This window comes from Bradyrhizobium sp., assembly GCF_019244115.1.
In the GTDB taxonomy this organism is placed as follows: Bacteria; Pseudomonadota; Alphaproteobacteria; order Rhizobiales; family Xanthobacteraceae; genus Bradyrhizobium.
Genome location: NZ_JAFATE010000083.1, coordinates 1 through 4,863, shown reverse-complemented (window position 1 = coordinate 4,863; position 4,863 = coordinate 1). Strand labels below are relative to the sequence as shown.

The 4,863-nt window shown below is 67.9% G+C and carries 4 protein-coding genes; all 4 read left to right on the top strand.

Going from position 1 to position 4,863, the window contains the following annotated elements; translation table 11 throughout:
* The first annotated feature begins 225 nt into the window (after nt 1-225).
* Complete coding sequence (locus tag JOZ76_RS03795) at nt 226-744, top strand: MarR family winged helix-turn-helix transcriptional regulator (protein WP_291697292.1); 519 nt, start codon at nt 226-228, stop codon at nt 742-744.
* Between the two features lies 1 nt (nt 745).
* A complete protein-coding gene (locus JOZ76_RS03790) occupies nt 746-1,114 on the top strand; it encodes an antibiotic biosynthesis monooxygenase family protein (RefSeq protein ID WP_291697291.1) in 369 nt (122 codons plus the stop codon).
* 254 nt (nt 1,115-1,368) lie between these two features.
* Nucleotides 1,369-1,965 carry a recombinase family protein gene (locus JOZ76_RS03785; RefSeq protein WP_291697290.1) on the top strand — a complete coding sequence of 199 codons (597 nt, stop codon included), beginning with the start codon at nt 1,369-1,371 and terminating at the stop codon, nt 1,963-1,965.
* 22 nt (nt 1,966-1,987) lie between these two features.
* Nucleotides 1,988-4,863, top strand: a 2,876-nt coding sequence (locus JOZ76_RS03780; protein ID WP_441299968.1) for a Tn3 family transposase, incomplete at its 3' end; no start/stop codon positions are given.

Here is a 4,863-nt window from a genome sequence, read left to right as displayed (position 1 = left end):
GGCCATTTGGTAGCAGCGGAACCGAAAGTTCGATTCAGATTGCCCGGGCTGCGGCTGTTGCCGCTCCCGACCCACAACGGTCGTTTGTGCCCCTGGCGGCGTGGCGCCGCGTTATTCCCCCTTCAGGATGAGTGTGGCCCATGATCGGAAACAGCTCGCAGTGTGCGTATTGACAACATTCTGTCATGTTCGTTAATGGATGCCAAAACGCATGATAGTTGTCGCATGCAGGCCCTGGCCGCTGTTAAACCTCATGATCCGGCTCGTCTCCGCAGAGCCCTGACCGGCTTGGTCATTGAGATCTTCCGGCTGAACGGTAACTTGCTCGCCGCTGGTGATGCGCTCGTCGGCGACCTGGGATTGAGCAGCGCCCGGTGGCAGGTGCTGGGAACCATCGCCCTCTCGCCCGTGCCACTGCCCGTGGCGCACATTGCCCGCAACATGGGCCTGACCAGGCAGGCGGTGCAGCGGTCGGTGGACGAGTTGCGTGCTGACGGCCTCGTCGGCCTCGTCGCCAACCCGCATCACCGCCGCGCGATGCTCGTCGTGATGACTGACGAAGGCAAGGCCGCCTACCGGGCTGCGCTTGCGCGCCAGGAAGGCTGGGCGGACACCTTGGCCGTCGGCCTCTCGCCTGACGGAATTGAGGCGGCAGGCGATCTCCTGCGTGAGCTGCAACGCCGGCTGCGCGCCGCCGCCGCGTCTGCCGAGACCGCGCCGCAATCAGCCCTCGAAGGAGCCTGATATGCCGAAGTTCGCCGAGATGGATGTAACCGTCACTCTCGCCGACCAGCTGGAGGATGATGGCGGGCCAGTGATTCTGGTCAACACGTTCACCGTTTCGCCCGAGGAAGCGGATCGTCTGATCGCCGCCTGGGCCGGTGACGCGGCATTCATGAAGCGCCAGCCGGGCTTCATCTCGACCCAACTTCACCGTGGCATCGCGGGCAGCGGCACCTTCCTGAACTATGCCGTATGGGAGTCGGTCGCGCACTTCCGGTCAGCTTTCACCAACCCGGAGTTCCGGGCACGGATCGGCGACTACCCGGAGAGCGCGACGGTCAGCCCACACCTGTTCCGCAAGGTGGCCGTGCCCGGCATCTGTGTGGCCTGAGCGAGCGGACGCCCATCGCTCTCGGAACGGGTGCCAGCTCAGTCAGGGTCGAGGACGGAGGCGCGCCAGCGTAGGTCTGCTGTCCACTAATCCCGGCGGTAGGATGCAGAAAACCAGCCTTTGATGCAGATCAGAGGGTCAATCGGGGCGGCAAGGGTTTCGACAGTGTCCAGCGCGCATCAACCCATGCATCTTTCTCTGGCCAGCAAATCTTATCCTGCCAGGGTTTATGCAGTGAGCGGGAGGGCGCGGCGGTGTTGGTCGGCTATATGCGGGTATCTACGGCCGAGCAGAGCCTCGCTCTCCAGCGCGACGCGCTGCTCGCCACTGGCGTCGCGCCGGAGCGGATCTACGATGATACGTGCTCTGGTACGGTCGCCGACCGCCCCGGTCTCGCCCGCGCGCTGGACGTGCTCCGGGCGGGCGACGCCCTCGTGGTCTGGAAGCTCGACCGCATCGGCCGATCCCTCGCCCACGTGGTCGAACTGGTCGGCACGCTGCAAGCGCGTGGCGTGGGTCTCAAGGTGCTGACAGGTGGCATCGATACTACGAGCGCCACCGGACGGCTCGTGTTCGGCATCTTTGCTACTCTGGCTGAGTTCGAGCGCGATCTGATCCACGAGCGTACCATGGCCGGCCTCGCCGCCGCACGCGCCCGCGGTCGCACGGGCGGCAGGCCGCGGCTCATGACACGCGCCAAGCTGCGCTTGGCCATGGCGATGATGGCCGACCGGGGCAACGCGGCGGCGGACGTGGCCGAGCAGCTCAGCATCTCCATTAGTACACTTTACGCCTACGTGGACGGCACTGGGCAGCCCAAGCCCCGCGCCCGCAAGCTGCTCGGCCGCTGACCGCCAAGCTGACCATTCTTTCGTGCCAGTCTTGTTTCTTACCGCCGAGCAGGAGCGGCGCTATGGTCGCTACGCTGGGGAACTCAGCGCCGAGCAACTCGCGCGCTACTTCCACCTCGACGCCGCCGACCGCGCGCTGATCGAGGCCAAACGCTGGGACCACATGCGCCTGGGTTTCGCGGCCCAACTCGGCACCGTGCGCTTCCTGGGCACGTTCCTCGATGACCCCACGGGCGTGCCCGCCAATGTTGCCGCCGACCTTGCCCGTCAGCTCGACATCGCCGATCCCGGTTGCCTCGCCCGCTATCGCGGGGGTCGGACACGCTGGCAGCACGCCCGCGAGATCAGGATTTTGTTCGGCTACCGTGAGTTCACCGACCTCTTCACCCGCTTTTGCCTGACACGTTGGCTTTACGCCTTGTGCTGGACCGGCACCGACCGGCCGAGCGTGCTGTTCGACCGCGCCACCGCCTGGCTCGTCGCCAACAAGGTGCTGCTGCCGGGCGCCTCGGCCCTTGAACGCCTGGTCGCACGCGTCCGCGCCCGCGCCGCACGCCGGCTGTGGCGCACGCTCGCCCGCGACGTGACACCCGAGCAGCGCGATCGGCTCGACAAACTGCTCATCGCCGGCGAGGGCGGCCGTCCCAGCCCGCTCGACCGCTTGCGCGACGGCCCCTACCGGCGCAGCGGCGCCGAGCTGTCCCGCGCCGTCTCGCGGCTCGACGAAGTGCGCCTGCTCGCCCAGGGCCTGCCCGGCACCACGCACGTCCCGCCGGGGCGGGTCACGGCCCTCGCCCGCTTCGCCACGTTCGCCAAGGCGCAGGCCGTGGCGCGGCTGCCCGAGGAACGGCGTGTCGCCACGCTGCTCGCCTTCATATACACGCTGGAAGCGAGTTCGCAGGACGACGTGCTCGACCTGTTCGATGTCGTGATCACCGAACTGTTCGCCGACGCAGCCGCCGCCGGTAAGCGCGCCAGGCTACGCACCCTCCGCGACCTCGATGCCGCAGCCCTCCAGCTTCGTCGCGCCGGTGGTGTGCTGATGGACGACTCCGTCACGGACGATGCTGTGCGCGCGACGGCGTTGGCCATCGTGCCGCGCGAGGCGTTCGCTGCGGCCCTCGGCCAGATCGACGCCCTGGTCCGCCCACCTGGTGACCTCTACTTCATCGAGCTGCGCGCCCAACCCGGCAAGCTGCGCTTTCTGCCGGCGCTGCTGCGCGCGGTCGTCTTCGGCGCCACCCCGGCCGGTCGGCTTGTGCTCGACGCCATGCACCACCTCAGGATTACGGAGGGGCGCGGCCCTACGGCCTCGGCGCCGCTCGGCTTTGTACCCGCGGGTTGGAAGCGCCAAGTCAAGGCGGCGGACGGCGGCATCGACAGGCTCGGCTGCCGGCTCTGCCTGCTGGAGGCCATGCGGACCGCAATCCGCCGCCGCGACCTGTTCGCGGCACCGAGCATCCGGTATGCCGACCCGCGCAAGGGCTTGCTGGAAGGTGCGGCCTGGGAGGCGGCGCGTCCCGCAATCTGCCGCACGATCGGGCTTTCGACCGACGCTGGCGCCGAAGTCACCCGCCTGAGTGAGCGCCTGGATGCGGCCTACCGGACCACTATCGCCAACTTACCAAGCAACGCCAGCGTTCAGGTGGACGGTGACGAGCTTGTGCTTACTGCTCTGGACAAGTTGGAGGAGCCAGCGAGCCTGGTAGCGCTGCGAGCCGCGGTCCAGGCCCGGATGCCTCGAGTGGACCTGCCCGAGCTGCTGCTGGAGATGCACGCCCGAACCGGTTTCGCGGACGGCTTCACCCACGCCAGCGAGGGAGGCGCGCGCGCCGGCGACATCGCTGTCAGCCTGTGCGCCGTGCTGCTGGCCGAAGCCTGCAACACCGGCTTCGAGCCGCTGATCCGGCGCGACACCCCGGCGCTGCGCCGCTCGCGCCTGAGCTGGGTGCGGCAAAACTACATCCGGGCCGAGACGCTGACCCGCGCCAATGCCGCCCTCGTCGCAGCCCAGAACCGCATTCCGCTCGCGCACGTCTGGGGCGGTGGCGACGTGGCCTCAGCCGACGGCTTGCGCTTCGTGGTGCCGATCCGGACCATCCACTCCGGCCCGAACCCGCACTACTACGGCCAAGAGCGCGGGGTGACGTTCTACAACTTGGTGTCTGACCAGTTCACCGGGCTGAACGGCATCGCCGTGCCCGGCACGCTGCGCGACAGCCTGGTGCTGCTCTCAGTGGTGCTGGAGCAGCAGACCGAGCTGCAGCCCACCGAGATCATGACGGACACGGGCGCTTACACCGACACGATCTTCGGGATCTTCCATCTCCTCGGCTATCAGTTCAGCCCCAGGCTCGCCGACATCGGCGGCAGCCGCTGCTGGCGCGTGGACCCCAAGGCCGATTACGGCGCGCTCGATGAGTTGGCGGCGCACCGAATCAACCGGCGCCTCATCGAGCAGCACTGGGAGGACCTGCTGCGGCTTGCAGGCTCGCTCAAACTCGGCACCGTACAAGCTTCCGGCCTGATCCGCACGCTGCAAACGAAGGACCGCCCGACCAAGCTGGCCCGCGCCTTGGAAGAACTGGGACGGCTGGTCAAGACTCTCTACCTACTCCGCTTCATCGACGACGAGAGCTACAGGCGGCGCATCCTGATCCAGCTCAACCGCGGCGAGGGCCGCCACCAACTCGCCCGCACCGTGTTCCACGGCAAGCGCGGCGAGCTGCGCCAGCGCTACCGCGAGGGCCAGGAGGACCAGCTCGGCGCATTGGGCCTCGTGGTCAATGTGATCGTGCTGTGGAACACGCTCTACATGGATGCCGCGCTGAACCAGCTCCGGGCCGAGGGCTTCGAGGTGCACGACGAGGACGTGGCCCGGCTCTCGCCGCTCGGCTT